This is a genomic window from Arthrobacter sp. MYb221, assembly GCF_002979835.1.
In the GTDB taxonomy this organism is placed as follows: domain Bacteria; phylum Actinomycetota; class Actinomycetes; order Actinomycetales; family Micrococcaceae; genus Glutamicibacter.
This window is the reverse complement of the sequence record NZ_PCPW01000002.1, coordinates 262,674-283,340: the sequence shown is the minus strand read 5'-3', so window position 1 is coordinate 283,340 and position 20,667 is coordinate 262,674. Positions and strand designations below refer to the sequence as shown.

Sequence of the window (20,667 nt, the reverse complement as noted above, 5' to 3'; positions counted from 1 at the left end):
GTGAGCCTCCCTCCCTCGGTTAGGCGGCTACGCGGTAGTTCACCCGGTAAGCCCATATCTGTTCGGTGGTAGCTACTGCGTAGCGGAGCGCGTCACAGCTGTGGTCCGCGGTCTTGAGCGGCTTGTCCAGCCCCTTGAGCTGCTGATCCGGGTCCCACGAATAGCCGGGAAGCTCGCTGATGAGCCCGTGGCATAGGTTGGACACGATGAGAAGCTTCTGGGACATGAGAGACGCGACTTTGCGGATGCCGTAGGTGACATCGTTTTCTGCAGGGACGACGTTGTGCACGTTGTCCACTTGCAGCTGTGTCCTCAGCGAGGCCGCGGACGGGTCGACGATCAAGAAACGGGGTTTCAAGAATGCGTCGTTCCGCGGATTCTCCTGCGTTGAAGCTGGGAGGTGCGGCTGGTCCATCCACGCGATGAGGCGTTCAGACAGTTGCTTATCGGTGAGCCGGATTTCACCGTCTTTCGACGCGTGCCGGTACTCATCGATTGCGTACAGTCGCCCATCGACGCCCATCCCCAGCAGGATTGCGGAGGTTGGGTTGGTCGTGCCGTAGTCCAAGCCGATGCAGAGCAGGTCTTCCATCTCTGGGAGGTTTTCCCACTGGACGAGATGTCCACCGTCTTTCGGTCGGTCACGGTTGAACTGGGCTGCGTCCCACATGTCGTAGATCGCGCCCTCGGCGGACACCCAAAGCCCCAGGATGAACCGGCGGAACCACAGGCCCGTGTACTCACGCCGTAGTGAGCTTTTGTACTCGTCCGACAACGAGGGGTTGTCGTCGATGGTGAAGTGAAAGCGGCGCCAGTTCGTGAGACGCACGCTTTCGTCGGGGTGGTCGATCTTGTCCAGGTACTCGGTTTTCAGCCAGTGCGAGGGGCTGTCGGGGTTGGTCGTCCCGAATAGCTTGGCGCCCTCGACTGACATGCGTCCTAGCAGCTGTTTGAAGAAGTCCACGGGGAGCACGGTGATCTCGTCAACGTAGGCGCCGGCCACGGTCATGCCTCGGATCTTCGACTCCGCTTTCTGGTCGTTAGCGCCGACGACGTGGACGCGGCGGCCAAAGATCGTTGCGGTGGGCGAGCCCTGCCGGTAGCGGACTTGCTGGGCAACGATGTTCAGCGCCGGTTCGGACTCGATAGGCTCGAAAACGTTGCGGTACAGCGAGTCCTTATTTTTGCCGATCATGATCAGCTGGCCATTGGGTGGGGCGGTAGCTATGAAAGCCAACCACTTGAGGATCGACGCGAACGTCTTTCCCGAACGGATCGCGCCCTCGTAGATGTTGACGCGTCCCTCTGCCCTAGCAATGGCCGTGATCTGACGGTCTGACATCACCTGGGCGGCCACGGGCTACTCCTCGGTGTCTGTCGGAGTCTCCGCTTCTTTGGCCTCGCGGGCTTCTATCTCGTCGGCTTTCGCTTTGGCGCCCTCGATGAAGCCGAGCAGCGCGGCCTTGACCTCGCTCGTGTTGTCCTCTGGGATGCGTTCGTTCAGGCCTAGGTACTGTGCGCGGCGGTTCTGGATGTTGATGAACCGGTCCACAGCCCACAGGTCGGCTTTGAGTACCTGCGGCCATATAGCGCGGAGCACTTCATCCAGGCGTGCTAGCTCTAAGGCGAGCACTTCGGAGGCTTCCTCGCGGGGGATCTCTGCGATAGCCTTTTTCACGGCTTTCTGCACAGAGCCTTTATGCGAGTAGCCGATGCCGGCGTTTGCGATTTGCTCGTAGGTCGCTCCACCTAAACGGAGCTTGAGCGCCATTTTCTGGCGTTCTCTCACGTTGGCGATGCGGGCGTCTCGTGCTGATGAATTTCCCATGGTCTAAGGGGTCCTTTCCCGCGCCTGGCGGCAAAGCGTGGCACCCTCTGCACCTGGCGAGGGTCTGGCATGTTTGGTTGTGGCGGCCCCGTGCGGGGCCACCACGTCGTGCTATGAGCCCGATGCAGATCCTGCAGCTGAGCCAGCACGGTTTGAAAGGTTGCGTCGCTGGGAGCCAGCGAGGTTAGCGAACCCCTCTAGGGACTGGATGCCGCCGTCGATATAGCGGCGCAAAGATTCACGCATGGTTGCTCTCCTAAGAGCCAGAAGCGGAGCCACTACCTGTACTGGTGCGGCCTGTAAGTCGGCTAGCGATTCCACGGGTCGCGCGGGCGATGCCAGCACGGACACGGGATAGTCGGTTACGCAGTGTGTTCACCTCCTCGGCGCATGAGAAAAGCCCCCACAGTGACTGTGAGGGCTTTATGCGGATGGAGGAGGGTTTATAGGTCGCTGATGTCGATGCCTAGGCGTTCGGCTATGAGGCGCATACGCTTCATTACTTGGCGGCCCTCGCGGTAATAGCCAAAGCCAGCCTTTTTGTAATCGAACCCCAGGATGCGCGCTTGGATCTTCATGGCCCGTTCGCATTCCTCAGCGGTCTGGTAGACCTCGGAGAAGTAGAAGCGGGAGTCGTACAGGCCAGCGAATTGGGCTTTCTGCTGCTTGTCCTGCTTCTGGTAGGACGCTTTGATCGCGTCCCATTCGGCGCGGGCGTCGGTTTCCAGATCCTCGGTGTAGTCGATGTCTGCGAGCGGATCTGGCAGCTCAGGGGCTGGAACGCCCGTGAGAGCGTCCAAGTCGAGCCCGTCATCCATATCCATGTCTAGACCCTCGGTGAGCGCTGAGACGTCCAGCTCTCCACCTATGAGGGCGGACAGGTCCAGGTCGTCATCGTTGCTCATTGCGGATCAGATCCAATTCAACTAGGGGGAACCATTCCATGATGGTCGCGAAATCTTCGGGAGCGTGTTCTCTCAGGGGCACGAGGAACTGGGCGGCGAGCCCGTCAAAGGTGCGCCCGGAGTTCTTCACGAGCTTGCCTGTGCGCGGGTGAGGGCGGAGGAACCACTCGTAATCGGGTGGGAGGTCGATGCCCTCGGCGGCTATGCGGTCGTAGCATTCGCCTCGGGTCCAGTCCCACACGATAGCGAGGCGTCGCTTGGATTCGGTGAGTGGACCCGTTTTCTTGATGAACGTTCGGCGGGCGATGGAATCGGCTGCACGAACGCCCGTGCAGATGAGCGTGTCATCTGGGAGGTTGTGGTCGATGCGGTACATCTGCTGGATGTCCTCGAACGACGGTTCGGGCATTTTGGATGCTTCGATCATCCAGGTGCGGTCGATGGGCTGGTATACGCCGGCGTTCCACATGCGGTACATCGCGGGGTGCGGGAACGTGTTGATCTTCGTTTTGAAGATGTCCTCGTAGTAGGCGACGGACTCTGCAGTGAATTTGAGGCCTGGCACGAGCTCGTAGTAGATGGGGTGGATGTTCTCGCGCTTGATGCCACTGTCTAGCATGGCGAGCCAGGCGGCGAGGGCGTCTTTGCCTCGGGAGAAGCTGAGCATGACGGGGACGTCACGGTCGGCTAGTTCCTTGCGGATGTCGGCGCTGGTCGGCCATTGGGCTCCAACGCCACTAAACACGATTGGCATGGTGGCGTCGCTCCATTTCGGCTTGTTCGGCTTTCCAGTTGCGTGAGCATCCTGCGACGAATAGGCAGATCGCGGCGGCAATTACTGCCCAGACGATGACTGCGGCGATGAGGATGAGTGTAAGAGTTTCCATGTTTAGAGTCTAAACACTTAGTAGTCTAGTGTCAACAGTCTAAACACAGTAGAATTGAGCTGGTAGGCGAGAAGTTAGGGAAGTTGTTTATACTATGCTCACGGAGTCTGCATAGGTTCTAAACACCGCCACGATCTAGCAAGGGACATGAAATGCTCGAAGAAGAAGCACTGGCTAAGCTAGTAGCGATGGACGATTCAATAGACCCAGCAACTTCGGCCCTGCAGCGCCTCAAGCAACTGCGCGCGGTACGGACCCTACTAGATGAAGAACCCAAAGCTATCGCCCGTGCGCGCCTGGCTGGTGTCTCGTGGGCTCAGATAGGCGAGGTTACAGGATACTCGCGGGCTACGGTCATAAAGAAAGCGAAAGAGGGCAACGCCGGCGAGCTGCCGGATATGCCCCGTGCGGATGCTCAGTCCTCGTCGGACTGATCGTCGTAGTGCGTCGAGTAGTCCGGCTGGGAGTTCATGTAAGCAACAAGCTCCTCGGTCGTGTGCTTGTGCGACTCGGTGAGCTGGTACATGAGCTCAATCTGTGGCATGGACGCGTCGTGGAGATCCCAGGTTCGCCCGCAAATGTCGCAATGGGTTTGGAAGTCCATTTTTTCACTCATCGGCGGTACCTGGTTTCTTTCTCGGTGCGGAGTACGTCCACTAGCTTGTAGAGCGGGCGGTTGTATTTATCCAGTCCGCTCGGGTCGAGCTTGCCGCGGGCTTTCCACTGCCTGACGGTCTGTGGATGCACGCCGGCGGCTGCGGCGGCGTCGACGGTGCTCACGAGTTGGTCTAGGTCTGACGGGGTGAGGTTTTCAATCTGGATGCTCATGGACCCTCCTGACGCTAGATACACGGGTGGCACTGGCCTGTGTTGAGTGTATGTCACACTGACCCGGTTTTGCAACAAACTGAATCAGATGCTAGTCAGTCAAAAAGGGCCACCATGCGTTCATGGTGGCCCTTTATTGTGGTCGGGTTATGCGCTGATGAAATCCAGGTGGTTGATACCCGCATATACCTCCAGCCACTGCTGGTATTCCTCGTGCACGTCGCCAAGGTGCGGGAGCGCTGGCGTGCCCCCTAGTTGGCGGAGCATGTAGGCCTCGTGATCCTGATGCAGATACGAGCGGAGGCACTGCGCGAAAGCGTCTGCGGGGCTGATGCTTTCGAGTTTCTGGCGGCGGACATCTGACGGGTCCAGTTGGCGGACCTGATCGAGTGCGTTGTGCACGCGGCACCACGCGCTGCGCAGTGCTGGGCGTTCCAGGATGAGCTCAGCGAAAAGGTCTGGTGTGCACTGCGGTGGGATGTACCCCGGTAGAGCTTCGGCGATGGTTGCGGTGATCATGACGGTTCACTCCTAACGGGTGAGGTGGGCGGTGTTGATAATTTCGGTGAGGAGGCTTAGGAGCCCCAGGGCCTCAGCTGGCGTGAGATCGAGGGTTGATCCCTCGTGGTCGATGCAGAGGCGGGTGGACTCGTCGAGCGGGTCCCATGTGAGTTGTGCGTGGATGCCTCGCGCTTCGATCTTCTCGGAGAAGTAGATCGGCGGCTCATTGTCACTATTTGGTTCGGTGACGGTGGCCCATGCTGGTGTGGTCTTGGTGCTCATTGTTTCCCCCAGGAACTTGTGTGCGGTGCTACTGGCGGCGTCTTTGCTCTGCCAGTCTTGCCAGCGGCTTGGGGCCAGCCGGCGAAGTGTGTGGGGCTTATAGCCCGGTTTCGCTGCGGACGATGAGTAGAGCGTCTGCGTAGCTCATGTACTTCTCAGGGTCCTGCGCTTCTAGCTTCTCTATGTACGCCCAGGTGAGTTCTGAGATGGTCGAGTAGCGCTCATCCAGGCTACGGATGTACAGGCTGGTCACGAGTGCGACTGCGGCGGTGTACTCCTGTTTGCTTAGCAGGGTGAGTTCGGTGGTGATCTGGTCGAGGTCGCGGCTGTCGATCTTTGCTTTGAGCTTGGTTCGTGCTTCGGTCGCGGTGCTCATGGTGTCCTCCTAGTTGGTTTGGCGGGGCGGGTGCCCCGCCAGGTCGGTTACAGGTCTTCGATGACGGTGGTCATACCTGCGTAGTAGGCGAGTCGGCATGCGGCCTTGGCGTCTCCAGCTTCGACGGCCAGTTCAGCTGCTGCCCAGAGGTCGGTCGACGTGTGAGCGCGGAGCTCGTCGCCTGCGATGCTGTGCGCGTCGGTGAAGATCTGCTGGGCGGTGGCGGTGGTGACCATGGTGTCCTCCTTGGAGGGACGGTGCGGGGCGGGTGCCCTGCGGTATTTGTTTCTATGTTTAGAGCCTAAACACTGGTGCGCTAAGTGTCAACACTCTAAACAAACTTTTTTATGTTACTACCCCGTAATCACTTGGGAATAATAGAAAACGTCCAAAACGTTATGTTTAGTGTCTTGACATAAAAAGCTAGCGGGTGCATGCTTGATTCATCGCATACAGCCACTAGCTCAGGAGGATGCCCCTCATGCTCTAATCTCTAATTGATTCCCCCAAATCCCCCATACTAGCCCTGCCATGGACCCCCAACTATGGCGGGGCTTCCCCTATTTATCGAGCAGGTATATTGAGGCCATGAGAACACATCACACCTACGCTTTAGCGCTACTGGCACTTGTCCTCGTCGGGTGCGCACCGCAAAGCGAGCCAACCGAGCCAGGCACACCTGACACGTACTGCCAGAGCCTCACGCACGAGCAATGCACCATTGAACTAACGGACAAAGTCCTGATCGCATTAGACACCTACGGGGACACGACAAAGCCGACACCTGGCCAGGTGTCGGCTTATGACCGTATGGATGCGTTTTCGTCTAAGTGGTCGGGAAAGTGCATGGACAACTCGGGGCTGGTGGCGGGTAACTCGGAGTGCGCCGGCGTAGCCCGTGAGCTGACATCGCTCATCCAGGTTATTGATCCGTCGCTTGTTCCTGTTTTTCGGCAGTAGCGTCGTAGGCGGCGAGCAGGTAGTCAATTTGGTTGTAGTTGTAGCGTTGTTGGGCTGCCAGTGACGCGTCTGTCGCGCGCCCGTAATCACTGACCGGCATGCGGTGGTAGCACATGCGGCATTCAATGGTGTCTGAGCCCACCGCTTGGGCGAGTGCTCGGAGCTGGCACTTAGGGCACGGCGCGATGAGTGTCCTCACCATGCTTGTGTGCCCCAATCCCATGCGCGCTTGATTGTGGAGCATGCCCAGGGCTTCGGCCATGTCTGGTGCTTGATCCCAGCGGAGCAGGTGTTCAAAGCCCGCTACCCAGAACTTGGAGAGCAATTGCGCTTGGGTCGATTCATCGCCGATGATCCGCGATTGCTTGTCCCCTCTGGTTTCTCTAAGCCATGTGAGCGCGTACAGGACCCCCGTCTTGATGATCTCCTGGGCGAGGCTCGACGCCCATTCTCGAGGATGCCCGTATCCTGCCTTGGCTGCGCCCCTGCCGGCGGTCGTGGTGGCCACCGGCCTGGGCAGTTTCGTTTTCAGGTAGACGTAGTCCTGGATGACGTCATCGAGTAGGCGTTGGAATCGGCGCTGGCATGCGTCACAGAATTGTTCGTGTGTGAGTTCCGGGTTTCCCTCGCTGTCGCGGCACCGCGGGTATTTGCAGGGGCTTACGTTCATGCTTGGTCCCAGTTCTGGCCCTCGGTGAGTAGTCGGACCCGTTCGGCTTCCGCGGCGGCGGCAGCTTTCACCTTTTCCCACTCTTCGTCGAGGTGCCGGGTCAGATCCTCGTCAGCTTGGTATGCGTCGCGCGCGCCGTAAGCTCTCCACCCGCAAGTGCACTCACCGCTGTATATGGAACCGCCCCGGTAGCCCCTATTGTGGCCGCTCAAGATGCGTCCCCCTTGATGAATTCCTCGTACTTCACTGCTGTCTCCAGCACAGGGGGCGTGTGCACTAGTGTGCTTTTGCCGTGGAATGTGACTGCCAGGCGGAGCGCTTCGACGCGGATCTTCTCGGCGCCGTTTAGTTCCTGCGGCACGGTGACGACCTGTCCTCCTGCGGCTAGATACTTTTCTTCTGTTCGAACGCCGCAATAGGAGCATCCGACGACGCCGGGGGTGTACGTGTGTTCGGAGTATTCGCCGTGGTGGCTGATGCATTTGCTCATGATTTCCTCTTTGGTGGTTTCCAGCCGGCAGCGATGAGTACCGGCATTACGTCGGCTAGGAGTGCTGATGCTCGTGCTCGGAGCATGGTCTGGGCGATGGGTGCGACGGCTTCCCATGGGCAGGGCGTGTTGTCGCCGGCGTAGGGACGTTGGGCGACGGTTTGGGCGAGTTCGGTGCGGTCGCCCCAGGCCGGGTCCCATTCGGGAGTCATCGTGTGCGCTCCATTTTCCATCGCGGGTAGTCGGTGCATTCCTGGCAGGTGCAAGCGGCATAGCATGCAGGGCAGAGACGCGGGTTGTCGGCTGAGCGCGGGTGACCGAATTTGAATTTCATGAGGATCAGCGCCGGCGGTTTCTCGGTGGCGTAGCAGCGTTCGCACTGCAGGGTGTACAGCTTGCAGCGTCTCGGGTCGGGGTGTGGTTCTTCGGCTACGATGCCGCGGACGCACCCTGGCAGGTCTGGGAGCCTTACGGCGGTCATCACTTGCCCCATTTCTTGGCTACGAACGCTAAGGTGATCCCAATGATCGCGAAGATGATGATTGTGGCTATGAATCCACCTAGACCCCACAGGCTGTCCACCACGTCTTGTGACGGCATCATTCGGCTGGCACCTCCTGTTCGGTGATCTTTTGTTCGGTGATCTTTGGTTCGGGCTTCGGCTTGGATGACGCTGAGATGTGCAGGTTCAGGTCCAGTGCGTCGGCTAGCTTGACCACGTCGGAGATTGAGGCGGTGGACTTCGCGATGACGGCCATTAGCGCGTGACCTTTGGCGTGGTCCTCGTGTCGGAGTTCGCCGGTGTGCCCGGTGAACATCTGACTGAAAAGCGTGTTGAACGTGTTGGAGCTCATTTCCTGTCTTTCTTGTAAGCAAAGGCCACGAACAGGCCGACGATAATGGACGCGTACACGAGCACGAGAGCTACGTCCTGTGTCATCATCGTGGGCCGCCCTCGGCGCGTTCGACGAGATCCACGAACCGGGCACGGTGCACAATCTCCTCGCGTGGCATGGCGCGCATACCAACCTGGATGAACACCCAGTAGCGGATGCGTTTTGGGAGGTGCTGGGCGATGAAGCGGACAGTCCAGTCGCCGGTGTTGTGGAACCGTTCGCGGAGGCTGTAGCCGCGCATTGTCCAGATGCTGGTGAGTTTCATTTTTTCTGTCCTGTCCATGGGAGGTGTAGCCCGTCGCCTTGCTGGCGGGGCACGTAGTGGATGTGCAGGTGGTGCACGGTCTGTGTTGCTGCGGGGCCGGCGTTCACGATCAGGTTGAAATCCAGCTCTGGCGTTCGCGCCCCATAAGCTGCTGCGGCCTCCATGCACGCCCCTGTGAGCTCCGGGGAGTGCTTGGCGGTGGACGCGTGCTTGGACGGCACGAATAGGCGGTGCCCTGGGGTGACAGGGCTTAGCGGGATGAATGAGAAAATGTTCCCGCCGTGCCCTGTGAGGTCTTTCGCGTGCTGGGTGCGGTCGACGATGGAGCAGAACACGCATGCGTCTCGTGCGGTGTTGAGCGGGATCATCGGTCGCTCCTGCGAAACTCAGTTGCGATGCACGCCCAAATGAGGGCGAGCAATGCGACTGGCCACACGGGCGACAGGACGAGCATTCTGGAGCCTAAGCCGCGGACCTGTCCCTCTAGAATCCAGAAGAAGATGCCGGCAAAGGCAAGAACGGCTCCTATCGAGAGATACGCGCAGAACAGCGAGAACCATTCGTAGTCGCTCATCGGGGGTCCCGTGGCACTGCCTCGCGGATCTCATTGGTGAGCGCCTGGATGCGGGACATGCGCCCCGCTGCCACGTTGGAATCCACACGCTGCAGTGTTTCGCGGATCATGGACGGGTGCACGACTTGGGCGAGGCTGGCCAGGAGGTGGTCGACGTGGTGCTGGTAGGCGGCGGATCGGATGAGCCCGTGGGCTGGGTATGCCGCGTTCTTGCGGAGCTGCATGGTTAGTCCTCCTCGGTAGGTGCGGTGTAGTCCGTGACCTTGTGGTTGTAGGAGTGGAATGCGCTGCCGTCGCCGGTGACCACTACTTTCTCGTTGTTCACGTAGTAGGCCTTTCCTGCCCGGTCTAGCCACTCGTTGAGGAGATCGGCTAGGACGGAGAGCGTTTCCGGGGTGAGCCCGAAACGGGGGTTGAAGTTGCAAAGCCCGAACGTGCCGTTGGCGTGCGCGATGCTGGCGAAGTGTGTGCCGCGGTCCTTATCGGGGTGTGCGGGGTTGTCGATGATGACGTCCGGCCCCACGATGGTGAACGTTGATCCTGAGGGTGCTTTGATGCTCACGGTTAGCTTCCTTTGCGGGTGAGGTATTGGGAGATGACTCGGCTGATAAGGGGACGGAGGACGATGCGTTGCCCGTTGGCTACGCGTTCGGCCTCGTCCATGGCCAGCTCGGTGACGATGTCCTCGTCCAGCTCATCGTCATCGGTTACGGGGTCCGCGGCCTGTGGATCTTGTTCGAGGTGCAGGAGGAGTTTGCGCCCGCCGTCGACGAGTTGCATGGTGACCCGGCCAGGCTTGTCGATGATGATCGGAGGGCACAGGCCGTTGCGGTACACGCGGACGTGATCCACGAGTGGGAGCCGGACTGTCTGGTCTGCCTGTGGTTGCTTGGCTGCCAGGATGTCGGTGATGATCTCGGCGCGGAGGACTGGGTGTGATGGTTGCTCGGTCATTAGTCGTCGTCCTCGTCGTCGACCGGGCTCTGCCCGAACATCTGGATTCTCTCGGAACGCCGGACAAGCGAGACAAGCCCGTAGTCCATTGCCCTAGGCTGCTCAGCTGGTGAAGCCTTGAGAACGTAGTTCCCCCGCTCGGATACGACGTTCACGCATCCAACCCAGCCGGTGACCATGAGTGGTTCGTTGGCGGTTTCGTTGATGAGTGCTTGCAGGGCCTGGCGGACGGCTTCGACTCGGTCATTCGTGCTCATTGGTTTGTCCTGTCGGGTCGATGTTCATGCTGATGTGGCCTACTTGGCCGGGAGGTGTGGGGTGCGTGGTCGCTTCCCACTGGTGTTTGCAGGTGGGGCACTGCCCGGTGCCGTCGGTGATGACGTAGCCGCGGGCTTGGCAGCGTGGGCACCTGTCGAGGCGTTGAGCGAACGGTCCATACGTGCACACCTTTTCGAGTTGGGGGATGTAGATGTCTATCCACCACTGCCCGTCGGCCTCGTATTCGATGTACTCGGCGCGGCCCGGCATTACGTGTCCTGTGCGGGTGGTTTGAGGCAGTGCACGCATTTTTGGCGTTTCTGCAGGTCGTCGCATACTGCGCAGTACATGTCGGTGGGCATTGGGCTGACCCAGTTGTCTTTGGTTTTGCCGCACCTGGATGTGGTGCGGGTGGTGGAGCAGAAGCGGTGGACTAGTGCGTCGTTTCCGGGTTCGTTGGTGAGGTTGGGGTCTTTGGCGGTGTCGGCTGCTGCGGCGGTCATGATGCTTTCCTGCGTGCGCGTTGGCAGATATTGCAGTAGCAGAGCCTGGAGTGTTCCCCGTTGCGGCGGATCTTGGCTCGTGCTGGTGGACGTCCACGCCTCGGGGTGATGACGTCGTGGCCGGTGCCTTGGTAGACATACGGTTTGGACGTCACGTTGTGGGAGATGAGCGTCATCCCTCGCATGGGCACTGAGAGGCCTATGGGGTCGGTGAGTGAGGTGCGTGCTTCCATGATGCTCATTTGGTGGCCTCGTGCTTCTTCTCGCAGTTGCGGGCGAGGGAGGGGACTACGAACGCTTTGGTACAGGTTGCGCACTGGTACAGGTTCGTGTTGATGGGAGCTGTGTCGCGGTTCATTGGAGAGCTCTTTCTATGTAGGCTTTCGCGGCTGCGGGGACGTGGCCTGGGTGGTGCTTGTATTCGCGGGCGTGTGTGATGCTTTCGAATACTGCGTGTCCGGCGCCGGTGATGTGGCCTTGGGTGTCGTGGGTCTGCCAGGTGACGAGGGTTCGTCGGTTGGTGAGGTCACGGAATGTGAACAGGGGTCGGTAGGTTGGGGAGTCCATTTGGATGTCTGCCCAGTCGTCTATCGTGGGAGGGGCCATTCGTAGCGTTCCTCGGGGGTTTTTTGGTCCCATGTTTTGAGTGCGTTGGTTGGTGGTGGTGCGATGTCGACGAGCTGCTGCAGTGCGCCGTCGCTGTGGACGATGAAGTGCGGTGACGCTGCGGGGAACTGGTGGTCTGCAGGGATGCGCCCGCCGGCGGCGAAGCGAGGGGGCTCGATTGGTTCCCCGTCGTGGTGCTTCCCGTACTCAGCGGGCGTCCAGTGCTCGTGATGCCCAGCAACTGCCACACCATGGGTGACCATGGGGATCAGGAGTTCCTGGCAGGACGGGTTGTTCAGGTAGATCAGCCGGTTGGTTCGGAGCACACGGCCCGCGATGTGAGCGACGGTGAGGGAATGCGCGTTGCCTACCCAGTGCTGGCCCAGGTACACAATCCACGAGGGATACGAGTACGGGTCTTTGAAGATGCGGACCCGGTGCTGGTTGATGCGCCCGTACCTGTCGGTGCGGAGCCTTGGTGTGACGCTGGTGGTCGGTGACATTTCGGTCAGTCCTTGTCGAATAGGTGGTGTTCCATGCGGCGGGCGAGGTTCGCGAGCATGGTGGGGAGTTTTTGGTACACGGTGATCGTGATGAAGATGAGGGCGAGGCCGGCGAGGTGTAGGCCGCGGGCTGGCTGCCGTGAGGGGATCATTCGTTGCCCTCCCGCATTGAGTAGCTGTCGGTGGCTCGTGATACGGCTTCACGCATTCGGAAGCGTGACTCGTCTACTTGGAGTTGGAGCGTGGCCCGCTCGGCTTTGCGGCGCTTGGCTCGTTCTGCTCGGCGCTCTTGCCGGCGTTCCCGGAGGATCGCCCAGCCCTCATTGATCAGCCCAACGATGAACAGGAGCGCAAACGCCCCAGCGAGGAGGATGACCATGCCCGTGATCGTCGAGGTGAATGCCACGGTCGGCACTGCCAGATACGACGGGAGGCGGAGGAGATCCAGCATGATCAGCCCGCCTGGCAGGAGGGTGAGCCCTGCGAGGCTGCTCATCGTGATGGTGAAACGGGTCTGCCTACGCATTGTCTTGCCCGTCGAGGATGAAGCGGGTGAGCGTCATGATGTCGATGAGGTTGGAGGATGCGAGGAGGCCTTTTGCGGCTTCCAAAGCGTGGATGCGGCGGTCCATGTCTGCGAGGGAGTAACGCGACTCACCGGCGGCGGGTGCTTCCAGTTCAGGGGGCGCCCAGAGTTTCGCTTTGCCCTTGTTCGCGGCGGGGACACTGGTGTCCTGCAAAGCCCGGACCAGCTCAGGAGATACGACGTGCTCATGGACGGCGCCGGCCTCGTTCGCGGCAGCAATGCGGATGAACCTCATCGACACATCGAGGATGCGCCCCGGATACCAACCCTCCTCGGCGATCCACTGCCCAGCGAGAAGATGCGCCTCCACGTAGACATCCTTTTTCAGCTGCACGCCTGGATGCGGAATGATCGACGAAATATGTGCTCGGCGGTCGTGGGCGAAACGCCCCTCAGCCGGCCCGTGAATCCCGTACATCCCGGAGAAGTCTTTCCCGTCGGTGATGTGCCCGGAGAGCCAGCCCTCATTGGGGACGAATACAAGAATCTTTTCGCCTACTGCCAGATCGTCTGTCGTTTTCATGGTGTGTTCCCTTGGCGGTGAGTTTTGTGTTTGGTGTGCCTCGCGGCTACTCGGGGAGCTGTCGCTCAAACCCTGCGGTGTGACTGTGCTCTCAGGATGCCACGATATTGACTCAAAAACAAGTCACTCTAACCCAAAACTTAATCAGGCCTGGCAGGGCAGTCGTGCAAATGGGAGGTTGTCACGCGTGAGCGTCGCCCGGCGCCCTTACGAGCTACTGGGTGACTGTCAACCTTGTGTTGTCGGTTTGTTTTGTGTCAACGTTGTGTTGTCATTGTTTTTTATTGTGTTTTCGGGGGTGTTTCATGGGGGACGTGCTTAGCGATGTTGCTAGTGCTGATAAGGCTTGGCGGGCTGCTAAGGCTAGGGTGGAGCGTTTGGCGGTGTTGCGGGAGGTGGCGGTGCGTGAGGCGTTGGATGCGGGGGAGTCAGCCACGGGGTTGGGGGAGGTGTTGGGGGTGTCTCGGCAACGTATCTATAAGATGTGTGAGCCTAAGTGGTGAAAAGGATCGTTATAGGTTGTTATTTTTGGGCATGTTTGAGGCCGTACACGAATACTGTGTACGGCCTCAAGTCTTTGTATGGGGTCTAGTTGAGTTCGGCGGTGAGGGTGTTGATGTCGTCTTGGGTGAGTCCGTCCTGAGGGTCGGGGCTGAACACCATGACGCCCTCGGTGGTGAGTGTCCACATCATCGCTTCACGTTCTAAGCGGATGTCGTCGTCTATCCAGATTGCGAGGTCCGGTTTGTGTGTGGCGGTGTCTGCCTGGATCGCTTTGAGCTTCCACCAGTCTCGGCCTTGCCATGCGTGCTGATCGCCAGTGAGGACTTCCCAGTTCTGCCCGTTGAGTCCGATCTGTGGTGACAGGGTTTGAGCTGCATCGTGTTCCCAGGTGGTGAGCCATTTGATGGTTACGCCGTCACGGGTGGCTAGGGCATTGAGGTGATCTATGAGCTCTTGTGCCCACTGGATCTGATAGCCGTTGATGTTGGCGCGTTTGAAGTCTGTGAAGCCGGTGCGTTTCTGGGATGGTGTGCCGTTGCGGATTGCGTTGATTACCCCGTCAACGTCGAGGTAGATGATGGTGTTCACTGGATCATTCCTTTCAGCGTGGGTAGATTCCGTTTGCGAGTCCTGGGCAGCTGCACTTGTTGATGCCTGAGTAGCCGCCGCCGTAGCAAGGATGAGGTTGGTTCTCGGTGTGGTCATCGGTTATGTGTCCGCAATTGGTGCATGGTGCGTCCAGGGGGCCGAACTTCCACGCCCGGTACTCATCGTCGCCGTTGGCGTGGGGGAGGTGGGCGAAGCGGTCTAGGGTTTGTGCCCGTTCTGAGAGGGTGTTGAACTTCTCTGAACCGGTGCCCTTTGTCCATGCTTCGGATACGGTATCAAAGCAGGCTGCCCAGAATTCGGCGGCTATCTCTGCGTCGCTGAATCGTTGGCTCATCGGATGCTTTCCTTGACGATGTGGTTGTGCATGGTTTTGACGTGCCGTGCGTCTGCTAGCGCGTTATGCGCTCCATCCTGTTGCCGGGGCAGCCTGAGCACGCCAGTCCACTCTGAGAGCGAGCGGACATCGTTGGTGTACATCGGGATTCCCTTGGGCATGAGGATCATGGGGCCGAACAGTTGGGCGAGGACAACGTGGTCGTATGCGGAGTACCATGCCCATAGTTCGGGTTGGGTCCGGTCGAACTTGTTCACGTGGTCGGTGTCGTCGAATAGCAGGAATTCGCGGACCTCGTTGCGGATCACCCAGACCGGCTTTACGAGGGTTGAGGTGAGGTCGAGTTCGACGTTTCCCAGCGACGGCAAGGGGTGATAGTTCGGGCTACTGTCGGTGTATTCCTTGACCGCCCGTTCGGCGACATTCCCCATGGGCAGGGAGGGGAACACGTTGCGCATGAGCCATTCATGCTTTTTGATGCGCTCTACTGGCATGTCTGAGTTGACTGCGTAGTATTCGCGTCCGTCCTCTGCGACGATTCCAATGCTGATCAATTCAATGGATTTACCGTCTTCTAAGAACTCGGTGTCATAAAAATATTTCATGATTGCTCCCTGAGCTGTTGTGCGGTCCGTTTGAGCCGATACGCGATACTTTTCCGGGCTGCTGCGTATGCGAAGTAGCGGGTGTTGTCGTCGCCGGTGAGCCGTTCAGCAGTGTTCGCAAATGTTTCGGATTCGCTTTTGAGTTCACTAGAGACCTCTTCCAAGGCTTTCGCTTGCGCCTCGGCGTACACCTGGTTCAGCCAGCGGTCGAACTCAGCGCGTGCTACTACTGCCGAAACCTTGCACCCCTGCACCCGGCCATACTCATATCCGCCCATCACGAAACTGGTATCTGGAGTCCAGCCGTGCATTGCGGCTTGTAGCTTCTCATTAGCGCCCATTGGTGGCGGCCTTTCCGAATGGTAAGTGATTAGATCGGAGAGCCTGAATCACTGTGTCGACGTGACAGATTGGAGCTCCGACTGTCGAGTGCCAGTTCTCGATATAGTCAGCCCACTCTCGGCGGTGAGCAGCTAGAGATTTCTGCTCTCGCTCCTGCATGTGTTTGTCCAGCACCTCGGCAACATGAGCGCGGTGGCTGATATATCCGGTGAACGCCTCTCGTTCCCACCCGCATCGGCAGTCGTAGTGACCGGGAACCTGTTGGTGCGCTTCGAGGATTTCTTGGATGGTCATAGCGCCTCGCTCCAGTCAGCTTGCACGGTGGTGTACATGAACGTGTGTCCGTGCTCGATGTCCGCGTGATCCGGGACGCCGCTGTCCCGCAAATACGTGTGGATCTGGCGGTGGTCATACGGGTTCAGCGGGTGCCGGAAGATCGTGAGCTTCCGGCGGTGGTTGCGGGTGTCGTCGACGAGCCAGCGGTGGCGGAGTTCCCGGATGAGGTCCATGTTGGTGTCGTCGGTGCGGATGAGGCGGGCTTCTAGCTCTTGGAGGTTCATAGTTCGACTTTCTTGGGTTCGAGGGCTTCTGCATACGCTTTCTCGGCTTCCGGCCAGTAGCAGAATCCGTCTCCCTGCTGGCCTTTTGATTGCCAGATCGTGCCGGGGACACCACACACTAGGGCGGTGGGGTGCCAGTCGAACGCCACTGTAAGTGCTGCGAAAAGATGGGTTGCGCATGAGTGCATGGAGTAGTTGCCTGGGCCGGTTGCGGGGCTGCCGGCGAACACATGGTATTCGGATGGTTTCCCGCAAATTGGGGCGTTGTCGTCTCCGCCGTCGTACCCGCATTCGTGGGACATGGTTGGGAGCTGCTGTCCGGGGACGCCTACTGGTCGAGTTCTCATCTGCGTTTCCTCCTGTCCCATGCGGGGCGACTGGTTGGGTACTTTTTGGTGGTGTTCCCTATAAGGGGTTCCGGGTTCCTTTGGGTTCCTGCCATGCAGTCGCCCAGGCGTTCGATGTCCGCGACTGTGATAAGTGGGGCGAGACTCTCCAAAATGTCGGCCATTTGGTGTAGTTGCGCCCCGGTGTACTCCGGGCTCGCGCGGTAGATCCTCATTCGTAGTTCCTGTTGTTTTCGAGGGCTACCTGCGCGAGTCGGACCATGCCGATAGCCGTTGGACGGGTGACCCCTGAGTGGTTCCAGTAGGTGCCTCCCACGGTTTCCCCGGCCTCGTCGATGAACTGGTACGTGACGATGGTGAGGGCGCCGGTGATGATCGAGTTCTCCGGGGTTTTGAGGGTGACCTCATGGCCTCCTATGTCGATTTTCATTACGGGACCCGCACCATATGTTCGGGGTCGACGTTGACCGGCGCTTTGCGCATGTCGTAGGCGACGAGGTACGTGGTGATGTGCTTGGTCGCCACCGCGAGGCCAGCGCCGTATTCGTCGCCGGATACCCAGTTGTTCGTGACGATGCGCATGCCCACGATGACGCCCTCCCGGTTGAACGGGCGCGGTGTCCAGCGTTTCTCACTGACCATGCGTCCGGGCTTCTCCCACGGTGTGGTGTCCACTTCAAAGATCCGGTGTGTTTCCGGGTCCCATGTCTGCTTGTTCAGCCGGTGCGAGATCTGCACTCGGTCGCCTAGTTTCCAAGTCATGACTTCACCTCCGGGCGGTACGGGTTAGGCGTTTCAGAGTCCCATACGTCATTCACGAACGCGCCAGGGTCTTTGGCTTCTTCCCATCCAGCCTTGAACCCCTCATCCCATGCGGAAGCCTTATCGCTGTTCACTACCGGATGGGCGACAGCGAGGTAAGCGGTGACGGCGGCGCGGGCTTCATTTCGCAGTTCGTCGCGTCCATCCTCAAACTGCACGTTCCACGCGTACTCTGCCGAGACTTCGGGCTGTTGCACCGCGAGCAGTGCTTTCGCGGCCGCTTCGAGCGCGTCCGGGTTTAGCGGGGGCTGGTTAGTCGGTTTTGCTGGCTTGGAGTTCATCGAATTCTGCTTTCTTCTCCGGGGTGACGTAATGCTCGATGACTGTGCGTTTCAGGATCGACGGCTGATTCTCTCGCCAGAAAAAGACGGCGTTCTCTTCCGTGTCGAAAGTTATCTCCTCGTCGTGCCCATCAAAGACTTCTTGCACTGACCATTCCGTTTCAGTTACTGCAAGGATTGGCTCAATCACTTCTCTGCCCTCATTTCACGGGCGTGACGAGCAACAGCGATGAACTGCGCCTTATAACGCTCTTCCAGCATTACCCAGTCTTGATATGGCCAATCAGCTGCCGAATGGTAGACATCGTAAAAGTCACGCGCTTCGGCTTCCAACTCCGCTTTGTCTTTGGCTTCGGCGGCTTTGGCTTCGGCTTCCTGCATGTGGTGGCGTAGCGCCCATACTGCGTGCCCCGCCTCAGTTTCAGGCCCTTCATCGAACGGGATTACTTCCACCCCCGCCGCTTCGAGGATTGCGAGGGCTAGTGCGGGCGCGTCGGACGGGGCGAGCATGAACATCGTGTTTTCAAGGTCGAACTCGCGGATGTTCAGCCACGGGCGTTCACCGTTCCTGCCTACTTCCAGCGCCCGGCCGTCAGTGCTGTCACTGTTGAAAGTCTTGGTAGTCATTACTTGTCTCCTAGTCCGAGGCGTTCGCGAACCTCAGCTTGTATGTCGTCGTACTTTCCGTCTGTCACGAGGCTGTCGCTGAGAAGCGCGTGCACCAGTGTCGCGGTGCGCTGCTCATATGCGAGGGACAAGGTAGCGCTGACCAACTTGGATTGCATTAGTGCGTGCGCCACGTTGGGAGAGAATTTGCGATCTCCCACTTCCGCGTCTAGCTGCTCTATTGCCCGTGCATGCGGGTTGCCCGGTAGGTCAGTCATTGTTTTCTCCTTGGTTGGTGCGTGCCATACGGGCATGTTTATCCGCGTAGTCGATAGCTTCGGCGTGGGAGTTATGCCAGCCGACACCGTCGCTGCCAATCGTGGTTTGTCCGCGAAGCACAGCCCATTTTCCGCCGAATTGGCAGACGGCCAGACGGGTAGGGTTATTGTCCCCGTACCCTAAATGGCTGATCGGAACAGTCCTACCCACCCCGTCTGACCATGTGCCGTCAGCGAGACGATAAGGGCCGGTGCGAGTAACAACTCCGGTGCCCTGGCAGGTTCGGCAGGGTCCGCGCTTGATGTTCTCACCATCACCCCAGCAGACGTAGCACATTTGCTCATCCACGGGTATCACCGTCCAGTGCGCGGTCGACCAGGTTCGCTTTGTGGACCATTTCGGCGCCACCCTCGTTGATAATCTCGCCAATGTCAGGCGGGATGGTTTTGGAATATTCCATGTCGTGCTCACCACGGGACTTCCACGCTTCCGCCACTTCCCGCACCCGTTGCACGGCCTGTTCGGTGTTGGTGAGTGCGGTTTTGTACTCGATCAGCTTCGTGCGAGCCGCAGATAAATCCTGCTCAGCCTTGTTAGCGCGTTCGGTAAGCTCAATGTTTCGTTCAGACAACGTCTTGACCACGTTGACCTGGATAGCCCGCTCCCATTCAGCCTGTTCGAGGCGGGAAACGATCTGGCGCGCCTTGATAATCGGGTCAGTTTCCGGCCCGCCTCCAAGCACTTCCAGCACTGCGCGGATCAGGGCGTCAGCGAGGCGGTGCGATTCGTTGGCTCGGTCGAGGCGTGTGCCAAGCGCCGAAATCTCTAGGGCGTCCTCAAGTCGCTTAGCCCGCAGAAACTTGATCGTGTCCAAGCTCATCGCCAAACGTTCCTCAACGTTCACGGTTCCACTCATGACTTGTCCTTACCTATTGGTTTGAAAATCCAGTTGTCCGGGGCGCCATATACCCGCCTCACCTTTGGTTGGTGGCAAGCACACGCACCTTTACGAGCACATCCGAACGGGGTCCAGCAGCACTTCCGATTGCACGCCCCAGGGAGCACATAATCCTTGCGTCCCATGGCATCAAGACCTGTTCTCTAACGACAGGTGCATGTCCCGTTGCGTCCGCCGGTCCAACTCAACGTCCGCCATGGCCAGCCCCTCATTACGGGCTTTCTCCCGGATCAGCTTCACGTCTTTCTCAGCCTCCACACGAGCCAGCCGGCGAATACGCTGGCAGTCCCGTTCAGCAGACGCATACAGCAGGTCGATGTCCCCAGTGGCCGCTTTCGCGCCGGTCAGGATGCGGCGCTTATGCGCATAAGCGCCGGCGATGATCGTGTCCCGGCGGGACTTGGAATCCTCCACACGCTTGGACGCTTGCTTGATCATCGTCTCGGTGCGGGCTTCCGTGTTTTTCAGCAGAACGTTCGCCCGTGCCGACAGGTCGTTAGCGTGCCGGATGATGTCCCGCGCTTCAATATGCGCGTCCCGGAGGATCTGTTGCTTGTGCATCTCCGCGTTGGCTATGAGCCGGCTGCTCTCGGCTTGTGCATCACGCAAAATCTGGTTGGCTTGCAGTTGCGCCCTGCCGACGGCGCGGCGCGCTTCGAGTAGTCGCTCCTGAATTTCGGCGCGTTTCTGCCGTTCGCTCAGGTATTCCGTCAGGTGATCTGGTTGGACTGTCATAGCGCTGCCTGAACGTGTGTGGCGATCATGTCCGGGCGGTTCCCGCACCACTCCGCGGTCAGCTCGTGCTCCTCGTTGAAGATCTGCACGAACGGGAATTGCTGCCCGAGGTTCCCCTGTGCGGCACGTTCGCGGATAGCCTCACCGAGGAGTCCGTCCACGTCCTCCGCAGGGTCGGCAGTGAACTTGTTGTACTTCACGCCTAGCTTGTCCAGCGTCCGTATGGTGGCGTTGCACTGCACGCAACCCTCGGCGGGGGTGTAAAGGTTGATAGTCATCTTGTCTCCTGG

Annotated in this window: 47 protein-coding genes; 1 reads left to right on the top strand and 46 read right to left on the bottom strand. The window is 59.3% G+C overall.

Going from position 1 to position 20,667, the window contains the following annotated elements; genetic code table 11:
- Positions 1–19: 19 nt before the first annotated feature.
- The 6 genes from CQ015_RS03745 to CQ015_RS18880 all read right to left on the bottom strand — a co-directional run bounded on the left by CQ015_RS03745 (position 20) and on the right by CQ015_RS18880 (position 3,620).
- Positions 20–1,357 (bottom strand): PBSX family phage terminase large subunit, encoded by a 1,338-nt coding sequence (locus CQ015_RS03745; RefSeq protein WP_258137708.1) that lies wholly within the window; start codon positions 1,355–1,357, stop codon positions 20–22.
- Between the two features lie 3 nt (positions 1,358–1,360).
- Positions 1,361–1,828 carry a hypothetical protein gene (locus CQ015_RS03740; protein ID WP_105649392.1) on the bottom strand — a complete coding sequence of 156 codons (468 nt, stop codon included), beginning with the start codon at positions 1,826–1,828 and terminating at the stop codon, positions 1,361–1,363.
- A 111-nt stretch (positions 1,829–1,939) separates the two neighbouring features.
- Entirely contained in the window at positions 1,940–2,074 is a 135-nt protein-coding gene (locus CQ015_RS19275) for a hypothetical protein (RefSeq protein ID WP_258137706.1), read from the bottom strand.
- 197 nt (positions 2,075–2,271) lie between these two features.
- The gene (locus tag CQ015_RS03735) at positions 2,272–2,733 is read right to left on the bottom strand and encodes a hypothetical protein (protein WP_105649391.1); all 462 of its coding nucleotides are present in this window, start codon (positions 2,731–2,733) and stop codon (positions 2,272–2,274) included.
- On the bottom strand, positions 2,720–3,478 hold the full coding sequence (locus tag CQ015_RS03730; protein ID WP_146115274.1) for a hypothetical protein: 759 nt from the start codon (positions 3,476–3,478) through the stop codon (positions 2,720–2,722). Before CQ015_RS03730 ends, CQ015_RS03735 begins: the two co-directional genes overlap by 14 nt.
- The gene (locus CQ015_RS18880) at positions 3,471–3,620 is read right to left on the bottom strand and encodes a hypothetical protein (protein WP_181150340.1); all 150 of its coding nucleotides are present in this window, start codon (positions 3,618–3,620) and stop codon (positions 3,471–3,473) included. Before CQ015_RS18880 ends, CQ015_RS03730 begins: the two co-directional genes overlap by 8 nt.
- Before the next feature lie 152 nt (positions 3,621–3,772).
- On the opposite strand from CQ015_RS18880, the gene CQ015_RS03725 reads away from it, so the two are divergent.
- Entirely contained in the window at positions 3,773–4,054 is a 282-nt protein-coding gene (locus tag CQ015_RS03725; protein WP_105649389.1) for a hypothetical protein, read from the top strand.
- Here the strand turns inward: CQ015_RS03725 and CQ015_RS03720 are convergent.
- The 40 genes from CQ015_RS03720 to CQ015_RS19510 all read right to left on the bottom strand — a co-directional run bounded on the left by CQ015_RS03720 (position 4,036) and on the right by CQ015_RS19510 (position 20,655).
- Positions 4,036–4,236, bottom strand: coding sequence for a hypothetical protein (locus CQ015_RS03720; RefSeq protein ID WP_105649388.1), 201 nt, complete (start codon positions 4,234–4,236; stop codon positions 4,036–4,038). The genes CQ015_RS03725 and CQ015_RS03720 overlap by 19 nt on opposite strands.
- Complete coding sequence (locus CQ015_RS03715; protein WP_105649387.1) at positions 4,233–4,448, bottom strand: hypothetical protein; 216 nt, start codon at positions 4,446–4,448, stop codon at positions 4,233–4,235. The genes CQ015_RS03720 and CQ015_RS03715 overlap by 4 nt, the downstream gene beginning before the upstream one ends.
- A gap of 147 nt (positions 4,449–4,595) precedes the next feature.
- Complete coding sequence (locus tag CQ015_RS03710) at positions 4,596–4,967, bottom strand: hypothetical protein (RefSeq protein ID WP_105649386.1); 372 nt, start codon at positions 4,965–4,967, stop codon at positions 4,596–4,598.
- A gap of 12 nt (positions 4,968–4,979) precedes the next feature.
- The gene (locus CQ015_RS03705) at positions 4,980–5,231 is read right to left on the bottom strand and encodes a hypothetical protein (protein WP_105649385.1); all 252 of its coding nucleotides are present in this window, start codon (positions 5,229–5,231) and stop codon (positions 4,980–4,982) included.
- Between the two features lie 97 nt (positions 5,232–5,328).
- On the bottom strand, positions 5,329–5,607 hold the full coding sequence (locus tag CQ015_RS03700) for a hypothetical protein (protein WP_105649384.1): 279 nt from the start codon (positions 5,605–5,607) through the stop codon (positions 5,329–5,331).
- 47 nt (positions 5,608–5,654) lie between these two features.
- Positions 5,655–5,843, bottom strand: a complete 189-nt coding sequence (locus CQ015_RS03695) for a hypothetical protein (protein WP_105649383.1) — start codon at positions 5,841–5,843, stop codon at positions 5,655–5,657.
- Between the two features lie 686 nt (positions 5,844–6,529).
- On the bottom strand, positions 6,530–7,237 hold the full coding sequence (locus CQ015_RS03690) for a hypothetical protein (RefSeq protein WP_105649382.1): 708 nt from the start codon (positions 7,235–7,237) through the stop codon (positions 6,530–6,532).
- Positions 7,238–7,445: 208 nt separating this feature from the next.
- The gene (locus CQ015_RS03680; RefSeq protein ID WP_105649380.1) at positions 7,446–7,727 is read right to left on the bottom strand and encodes a hypothetical protein; all 282 of its coding nucleotides are present in this window, start codon (positions 7,725–7,727) and stop codon (positions 7,446–7,448) included.
- A complete protein-coding gene (locus CQ015_RS03675) occupies positions 7,724–7,939 on the bottom strand; it encodes a hypothetical protein (RefSeq protein WP_105649379.1) in 216 nt (71 codons plus the stop codon). Before CQ015_RS03675 ends, CQ015_RS03680 begins: the two co-directional genes overlap by 4 nt.
- Positions 7,940–8,207: 268 nt before the next feature.
- A complete protein-coding gene (locus CQ015_RS19270) occupies positions 8,208–8,330 on the bottom strand; it encodes a hypothetical protein (RefSeq protein WP_258137699.1) in 123 nt (40 codons plus the stop codon).
- Positions 8,327–8,581, bottom strand: coding sequence for a hypothetical protein (locus CQ015_RS03665; RefSeq protein WP_105649377.1), 255 nt, complete (start codon positions 8,579–8,581; stop codon positions 8,327–8,329). Before CQ015_RS03665 ends, CQ015_RS19270 begins: the two co-directional genes overlap by 4 nt.
- A gap of 85 nt (positions 8,582–8,666) precedes the next feature.
- Positions 8,667–8,888, bottom strand: a complete 222-nt coding sequence (locus CQ015_RS03660) for a hypothetical protein (RefSeq protein ID WP_105649376.1) — start codon at positions 8,886–8,888, stop codon at positions 8,667–8,669.
- The gene (locus CQ015_RS03655) at positions 8,885–9,256 is read right to left on the bottom strand and encodes an HIT family protein (protein ID WP_105649375.1); all 372 of its coding nucleotides are present in this window, start codon (positions 9,254–9,256) and stop codon (positions 8,885–8,887) included. The genes CQ015_RS03660 and CQ015_RS03655 overlap by 4 nt, the downstream gene beginning before the upstream one ends.
- Positions 9,257–9,458: 202 nt before the next feature.
- Complete coding sequence (locus tag CQ015_RS03645; protein ID WP_105649373.1) at positions 9,459–9,686, bottom strand: hypothetical protein; 228 nt, start codon at positions 9,684–9,686, stop codon at positions 9,459–9,461.
- Between the two features lie 2 nt (positions 9,687–9,688).
- Entirely contained in the window at positions 9,689–10,024 is a 336-nt protein-coding gene (locus CQ015_RS03640; RefSeq protein WP_105649372.1) for a hypothetical protein, read from the bottom strand.
- A gap of 2 nt (positions 10,025–10,026) precedes the next feature.
- Entirely contained in the window at positions 10,027–10,416 is a 390-nt protein-coding gene (locus CQ015_RS03635) for a hypothetical protein (protein WP_105649371.1), read from the bottom strand.
- Positions 10,416–10,673: a hypothetical protein gene (locus CQ015_RS03630; RefSeq protein ID WP_105649370.1), complete on the bottom strand. Its 258-nt coding sequence runs from the start codon at positions 10,671–10,673 to the stop codon at positions 10,416–10,418. Before CQ015_RS03630 ends, CQ015_RS03635 begins: the two co-directional genes overlap by 1 nt.
- Positions 10,660–10,983 (bottom strand): hypothetical protein, encoded by a 324-nt coding sequence (locus tag CQ015_RS03625; RefSeq protein ID WP_146114013.1) that lies wholly within the window; start codon positions 10,981–10,983, stop codon positions 10,660–10,662. The genes CQ015_RS03630 and CQ015_RS03625 overlap by 14 nt, the downstream gene beginning before the upstream one ends.
- Positions 10,944–11,177, bottom strand: coding sequence for a hypothetical protein (locus tag CQ015_RS03620; RefSeq protein ID WP_105649368.1), 234 nt, complete (start codon positions 11,175–11,177; stop codon positions 10,944–10,946). Before CQ015_RS03620 ends, CQ015_RS03625 begins: the two co-directional genes overlap by 40 nt.
- The gene (locus tag CQ015_RS18875) at positions 11,174–11,419 is read right to left on the bottom strand and encodes a hypothetical protein (protein ID WP_146115273.1); all 246 of its coding nucleotides are present in this window, start codon (positions 11,417–11,419) and stop codon (positions 11,174–11,176) included. Before CQ015_RS18875 ends, CQ015_RS03620 begins: the two co-directional genes overlap by 4 nt.
- Positions 11,420–11,531: 112 nt before the next feature.
- Positions 11,532–11,783 carry a hypothetical protein gene (locus tag CQ015_RS03615; RefSeq protein ID WP_105649367.1) on the bottom strand — a complete coding sequence of 84 codons (252 nt, stop codon included), beginning with the start codon at positions 11,781–11,783 and terminating at the stop codon, positions 11,532–11,534.
- A complete protein-coding gene (locus CQ015_RS03610) occupies positions 11,765–12,286 on the bottom strand; it encodes a hypothetical protein (protein ID WP_105649366.1) in 522 nt (173 codons plus the stop codon). The genes CQ015_RS03615 and CQ015_RS03610 overlap by 19 nt, the downstream gene beginning before the upstream one ends.
- Positions 12,287–12,291: 5 nt before the next feature.
- Positions 12,292–12,438 carry a hypothetical protein gene (locus tag CQ015_RS18870; RefSeq protein WP_181150339.1) on the bottom strand — a complete coding sequence of 49 codons (147 nt, stop codon included), beginning with the start codon at positions 12,436–12,438 and terminating at the stop codon, positions 12,292–12,294.
- Positions 12,435–12,782 (bottom strand): hypothetical protein, encoded by a 348-nt coding sequence (locus tag CQ015_RS03605; RefSeq protein WP_146114012.1) that lies wholly within the window; start codon positions 12,780–12,782, stop codon positions 12,435–12,437. Before CQ015_RS03605 ends, CQ015_RS18870 begins: the two co-directional genes overlap by 4 nt.
- Positions 12,783–12,804: 22 nt before the next feature.
- Entirely contained in the window at positions 12,805–13,395 is a 591-nt protein-coding gene (locus CQ015_RS03600) for a hypothetical protein (RefSeq protein WP_105649364.1), read from the bottom strand.
- Positions 13,396–13,983: 588 nt separating this feature from the next.
- The gene (locus CQ015_RS03595; protein WP_105649363.1) at positions 13,984–14,487 is read right to left on the bottom strand and encodes an HAD domain-containing protein; all 504 of its coding nucleotides are present in this window, start codon (positions 14,485–14,487) and stop codon (positions 13,984–13,986) included.
- A 13-nt stretch (positions 14,488–14,500) separates the two neighbouring features.
- A complete protein-coding gene (locus tag CQ015_RS03590; RefSeq protein WP_105649362.1) occupies positions 14,501–14,842 on the bottom strand; it encodes a hypothetical protein in 342 nt (113 codons plus the stop codon).
- Complete coding sequence (locus tag CQ015_RS03585) at positions 14,839–15,447, bottom strand: 3'-5' exoribonuclease domain-containing protein (RefSeq protein WP_105649361.1); 609 nt, start codon at positions 15,445–15,447, stop codon at positions 14,839–14,841. Before CQ015_RS03585 ends, CQ015_RS03590 begins: the two co-directional genes overlap by 4 nt.
- On the bottom strand, positions 15,444–15,788 hold the full coding sequence (locus tag CQ015_RS03580; RefSeq protein ID WP_105649360.1) for a hypothetical protein: 345 nt from the start codon (positions 15,786–15,788) through the stop codon (positions 15,444–15,446). Before CQ015_RS03580 ends, CQ015_RS03585 begins: the two co-directional genes overlap by 4 nt.
- A 291-nt stretch (positions 15,789–16,079) precedes the next feature.
- Positions 16,080–16,349 carry a hypothetical protein gene (locus tag CQ015_RS03570; protein WP_105649358.1) on the bottom strand — a complete coding sequence of 90 codons (270 nt, stop codon included), beginning with the start codon at positions 16,347–16,349 and terminating at the stop codon, positions 16,080–16,082.
- Between the two features lie 558 nt (positions 16,350–16,907).
- Positions 16,908–17,126, bottom strand: a complete 219-nt coding sequence (locus CQ015_RS03555) for a hypothetical protein (RefSeq protein ID WP_105649355.1) — start codon at positions 17,124–17,126, stop codon at positions 16,908–16,910.
- Positions 17,126–17,458 carry a hypothetical protein gene (locus CQ015_RS03550; protein ID WP_146114011.1) on the bottom strand — a complete coding sequence of 111 codons (333 nt, stop codon included), beginning with the start codon at positions 17,456–17,458 and terminating at the stop codon, positions 17,126–17,128. The genes CQ015_RS03555 and CQ015_RS03550 overlap by 1 nt, the downstream gene beginning before the upstream one ends.
- Positions 17,455–17,799: a hypothetical protein gene (locus CQ015_RS03545; RefSeq protein ID WP_105649353.1), complete on the bottom strand. Its 345-nt coding sequence runs from the start codon at positions 17,797–17,799 to the stop codon at positions 17,455–17,457. The genes CQ015_RS03550 and CQ015_RS03545 overlap by 4 nt, the downstream gene beginning before the upstream one ends.
- Positions 17,771–17,989, bottom strand: coding sequence for a hypothetical protein (locus tag CQ015_RS03540; protein WP_105649352.1), 219 nt, complete (start codon positions 17,987–17,989; stop codon positions 17,771–17,773). The genes CQ015_RS03545 and CQ015_RS03540 overlap by 29 nt, the downstream gene beginning before the upstream one ends.
- Entirely contained in the window at positions 17,986–18,426 is a 441-nt protein-coding gene (locus CQ015_RS03535; RefSeq protein ID WP_105649351.1) for a hypothetical protein, read from the bottom strand. Before CQ015_RS03535 ends, CQ015_RS03540 begins: the two co-directional genes overlap by 4 nt.
- Positions 18,426–18,683 (bottom strand): hypothetical protein, encoded by a 258-nt coding sequence (locus tag CQ015_RS03530; protein WP_105649350.1) that lies wholly within the window; start codon positions 18,681–18,683, stop codon positions 18,426–18,428. The genes CQ015_RS03535 and CQ015_RS03530 overlap by 1 nt, the downstream gene beginning before the upstream one ends.
- Positions 18,676–18,804, bottom strand: coding sequence for a hypothetical protein (locus tag CQ015_RS19265; protein ID WP_258141570.1), 129 nt, complete (start codon positions 18,802–18,804; stop codon positions 18,676–18,678). The genes CQ015_RS03530 and CQ015_RS19265 overlap by 8 nt, the downstream gene beginning before the upstream one ends.
- Positions 18,805–19,024: 220 nt before the next feature.
- Positions 19,025–19,600 carry a hypothetical protein gene (locus CQ015_RS03525; RefSeq protein ID WP_105649349.1) on the bottom strand — a complete coding sequence of 192 codons (576 nt, stop codon included), beginning with the start codon at positions 19,598–19,600 and terminating at the stop codon, positions 19,025–19,027.
- Between the two features lie 171 nt (positions 19,601–19,771).
- A complete protein-coding gene (locus tag CQ015_RS03520; protein WP_105649348.1) occupies positions 19,772–20,377 on the bottom strand; it encodes a hypothetical protein in 606 nt (201 codons plus the stop codon).
- The gene (locus tag CQ015_RS19510; protein ID WP_105649347.1) at positions 20,374–20,655 is read right to left on the bottom strand and encodes an NrdH-redoxin; all 282 of its coding nucleotides are present in this window, start codon (positions 20,653–20,655) and stop codon (positions 20,374–20,376) included. The genes CQ015_RS03520 and CQ015_RS19510 overlap by 4 nt, the downstream gene beginning before the upstream one ends.
- Between the last annotated feature and the right edge of the window lie 12 nt (positions 20,656–20,667).

What these genes read in the sequence shown, in the direction of transcription:
- CQ015_RS03625 (WP_146114013.1), bottom strand. Translation starts at nt 10,983, where the DNA reads ATGCGTGCACTGCCTCAAACCACCCGCACAGGACACGTAATGCCGGGC.
- CQ015_RS03610 (WP_105649366.1), bottom strand. Translation starts at nt 12,286, where the DNA reads ATGTCACCGACCACCAGCGTCACACCAAGGCTCCGCACCGACAGGTAC.
- CQ015_RS03740 (WP_105649392.1), bottom strand. Translation starts at nt 1,828, where the DNA reads ATGGGAAATTCATCAGCACGAGACGCCCGCATCGCCAACGTGAGAGAA.
- CQ015_RS03590 (WP_105649362.1), bottom strand. Translation starts at nt 14,842, where the DNA reads ATGAGCCAACGATTCAGCGACGCAGAGATAGCCGCCGAATTCTGGGCA.
- CQ015_RS03710 (WP_105649386.1), bottom strand. Translation starts at nt 4,967, where the DNA reads ATGATCACCGCAACCATCGCCGAAGCTCTACCGGGGTACATCCCACCG.
- CQ015_RS03585 (WP_105649361.1), bottom strand. Translation starts at nt 15,447, where the DNA reads ATGAAATATTTTTATGACACCGAGTTCTTAGAAGACGGTAAATCCATT.
- CQ015_RS03715 (WP_105649387.1), bottom strand. Translation starts at nt 4,448, where the DNA reads ATGAGCATCCAGATTGAAAACCTCACCCCGTCAGACCTAGACCAACTC.
- CQ015_RS03600 (WP_105649364.1), bottom strand. Translation starts at nt 13,395, where the DNA reads ATGAAAACGACAGACGATCTGGCAGTAGGCGAAAAGATTCTTGTATTC.
- CQ015_RS03570 (WP_105649358.1), bottom strand. Translation starts at nt 16,349, where the DNA reads ATGAACCTCCAAGAGCTAGAAGCCCGCCTCATCCGCACCGACGACACC.
- CQ015_RS03635 (WP_105649371.1), bottom strand. Translation starts at nt 10,416, where the DNA reads ATGACCGAGCAACCATCACACCCAGTCCTCCGCGCCGAGATCATCACC.
- CQ015_RS03550 (WP_146114011.1), bottom strand. Translation starts at nt 17,458, where the DNA reads ATGACTTGGAAACTAGGCGACCGAGTGCAGATCTCGCACCGGCTGAAC.
- CQ015_RS03660 (WP_105649376.1), bottom strand. Translation starts at nt 8,888, where the DNA reads ATGAAACTCACCAGCATCTGGACAATGCGCGGCTACAGCCTCCGCGAA.
- CQ015_RS19510 (WP_105649347.1), bottom strand. Translation starts at nt 20,655, where the DNA reads ATGACTATCAACCTTTACACCCCCGCCGAGGGTTGCGTGCAGTGCAAC.
- CQ015_RS03525 (WP_105649349.1), bottom strand. Translation starts at nt 19,600, where the DNA reads ATGAGTGGAACCGTGAACGTTGAGGAACGTTTGGCGATGAGCTTGGAC.
- CQ015_RS03645 (WP_105649373.1), bottom strand. Translation starts at nt 9,686, where the DNA reads ATGCAGCTCCGCAAGAACGCGGCATACCCAGCCCACGGGCTCATCCGA.
- CQ015_RS03620 (WP_105649368.1), bottom strand. Translation starts at nt 11,177, where the DNA reads ATGACCGCCGCAGCAGCCGACACCGCCAAAGACCCCAACCTCACCAAC.
- CQ015_RS03655 (WP_105649375.1), bottom strand. Translation starts at nt 9,256, where the DNA reads ATGATCCCGCTCAACACCGCACGAGACGCATGCGTGTTCTGCTCCATC.
- CQ015_RS03520 (WP_105649348.1), bottom strand. Translation starts at nt 20,377, where the DNA reads ATGACAGTCCAACCAGATCACCTGACGGAATACCTGAGCGAACGGCAG.
- CQ015_RS03690 (WP_105649382.1), bottom strand. Translation starts at nt 7,237, where the DNA reads ATGAACGTAAGCCCCTGCAAATACCCGCGGTGCCGCGACAGCGAGGGA.
- CQ015_RS03665 (WP_105649377.1), bottom strand. Translation starts at nt 8,581, where the DNA reads ATGAGCTCCAACACGTTCAACACGCTTTTCAGTCAGATGTTCACCGGG.
- CQ015_RS19275 (WP_258137706.1), bottom strand. Translation starts at nt 2,074, where the DNA reads ATGCGTGAATCTTTGCGCCGCTATATCGACGGCGGCATCCAGTCCCTA.
- CQ015_RS03695 (WP_105649383.1), bottom strand. Translation starts at nt 5,843, where the DNA reads ATGGTCACCACCGCCACCGCCCAGCAGATCTTCACCGACGCGCACAGC.
- CQ015_RS03580 (WP_105649360.1), bottom strand. Translation starts at nt 15,788, where the DNA reads ATGGGCGCTAATGAGAAGCTACAAGCCGCAATGCACGGCTGGACTCCA.
- CQ015_RS03680 (WP_105649380.1), bottom strand. Translation starts at nt 7,727, where the DNA reads ATGAGCAAATGCATCAGCCACCACGGCGAATACTCCGAACACACGTAC.
- CQ015_RS03705 (WP_105649385.1), bottom strand. Translation starts at nt 5,231, where the DNA reads ATGAGCACCAAGACCACACCAGCATGGGCCACCGTCACCGAACCAAAT.
- CQ015_RS03720 (WP_105649388.1), bottom strand. Translation starts at nt 4,236, where the DNA reads ATGAGTGAAAAAATGGACTTCCAAACCCATTGCGACATTTGCGGGCGA.
- CQ015_RS03735 (WP_105649391.1), bottom strand. Translation starts at nt 2,733, where the DNA reads ATGAGCAACGATGACGACCTGGACCTGTCCGCCCTCATAGGTGGAGAG.
- CQ015_RS03615 (WP_105649367.1), bottom strand. Translation starts at nt 11,783, where the DNA reads ATGGCCCCTCCCACGATAGACGACTGGGCAGACATCCAAATGGACTCC.
- CQ015_RS03555 (WP_105649355.1), bottom strand. Translation starts at nt 17,126, where the DNA reads ATGAAAATCGACATAGGAGGCCATGAGGTCACCCTCAAAACCCCGGAG.
- CQ015_RS18875 (WP_146115273.1), bottom strand. Translation starts at nt 11,419, where the DNA reads ATGAGCATCATGGAAGCACGCACCTCACTCACCGACCCCATAGGCCTC.
- CQ015_RS03700 (WP_105649384.1), bottom strand. Translation starts at nt 5,607, where the DNA reads ATGAGCACCGCGACCGAAGCACGAACCAAGCTCAAAGCAAAGATCGAC.
- CQ015_RS18880 (WP_181150340.1), bottom strand. Translation starts at nt 3,620, where the DNA reads ATGGAAACTCTTACACTCATCCTCATCGCCGCAGTCATCGTCTGGGCA.
- CQ015_RS03630 (WP_105649370.1), bottom strand. Translation starts at nt 10,673, where the DNA reads ATGAGCACGAATGACCGAGTCGAAGCCGTCCGCCAGGCCCTGCAAGCA.
- CQ015_RS18870 (WP_181150339.1), bottom strand. Translation starts at nt 12,438, where the DNA reads ATGATCCCCTCACGGCAGCCAGCCCGCGGCCTACACCTCGCCGGCCTC.
- CQ015_RS03535 (WP_105649351.1), bottom strand. Translation starts at nt 18,426, where the DNA reads ATGACTACCAAGACTTTCAACAGTGACAGCACTGACGGCCGGGCGCTG.
- CQ015_RS03725 (WP_105649389.1), top strand. Translation starts at nt 3,773, where the DNA reads ATGCTCGAAGAAGAAGCACTGGCTAAGCTAGTAGCGATGGACGATTCA.
- CQ015_RS03545 (WP_105649353.1), bottom strand. Translation starts at nt 17,799, where the DNA reads ATGAACTCCAAGCCAGCAAAACCGACTAACCAGCCCCCGCTAAACCCG.
- CQ015_RS03675 (WP_105649379.1), bottom strand. Translation starts at nt 7,939, where the DNA reads ATGACTCCCGAATGGGACCCGGCCTGGGGCGACCGCACCGAACTCGCC.
- CQ015_RS19270 (WP_258137699.1), bottom strand. Translation starts at nt 8,330, where the DNA reads ATGATGCCGTCACAAGACGTGGTGGACAGCCTGTGGGGTCTAGGTGGA.
- CQ015_RS03530 (WP_105649350.1), bottom strand. Translation starts at nt 18,683, where the DNA reads ATGACTGACCTACCGGGCAACCCGCATGCACGGGCAATAGAGCAGCTA.
- CQ015_RS03605 (WP_146114012.1), bottom strand. Translation starts at nt 12,782, where the DNA reads ATGAGCAGCCTCGCAGGGCTCACCCTCCTGCCAGGCGGGCTGATCATG.